Origin of the sequence: Catenulispora pinisilvae, from assembly GCF_015356865.1 — a bacterium.
GTDB classification, from domain to species: Bacteria; Actinomycetota; Actinomycetes; order Streptomycetales; family Catenulisporaceae; genus Catenulispora; species Catenulispora pinisilvae.
Window position 1 is genome coordinate 1 of sequence record NZ_JAAFZA010000564.1, and the last position, 652, is coordinate 652.

Below are 652 nucleotides of genomic sequence, written 5' to 3' on the forward strand. Positions count from 1 at the left end.
GCCCCAAGGCCCGGCAGTCCAGCCACTGCAAATACGTGCCCAGCCCAGGCCGCCACTGGACCCCCGGCAAGTACGCGGCCAGCAGCCGCCCCAACAACGCCCGGTTCTCGTCAAGCCCCGCCAGCAACGCGTCCAGCCATTCCCCGCCCTCACGCAACGCCGCAACGTGCGCTATCACCCCCAAATGGCTGGGCCCATGCCCCACCTCCTCCGGCATCCGCGCCAAATCAGCCGCCGAAGCAGACCCGGCAATCGCCAACGCCGCCTTCAGCCCGGCCAGATTCCACCCCTTCGACGCCGACATGAGCACCAGCCCATCCTCCGCCCCCGCCACACTCAGATACGGCGTGAACCTCTCCCCCGCCGCAACCAACGGCGCATGTATCTCGTCCGCAACCACCCGCACCCCGAACTCCGCCGTCATCGCCGCAACCCGCTCCAACTCCTCCCGCGTATGCACCACCCCGGTCGGATTCTGCGGATTGCACAACAGAAAAGCACCCCGCCGCCCCCGCCCCGCAAGCTCCCGGAACACCGCCTCCATCACATCGAAGTCCATCCGCCCATCCACCCCCAACGGAGCCTCAACCACCTCACGGTCCATGTGCGTCACGAAGTCATAGAACGGCGGATACACCGGACTGTTCACCAC

1 protein-coding gene is annotated in these 652 nt (G+C 67.2%); it reads right to left on the minus strand.

Going from position 1 to position 652, the window contains the following annotated elements:
* Positions 1–652 (minus strand): aminotransferase class I/II-fold pyridoxal phosphate-dependent enzyme (locus IZR01_RS49435; protein WP_194927919.1); only part of this gene is annotated, 652 nt, incomplete at both ends.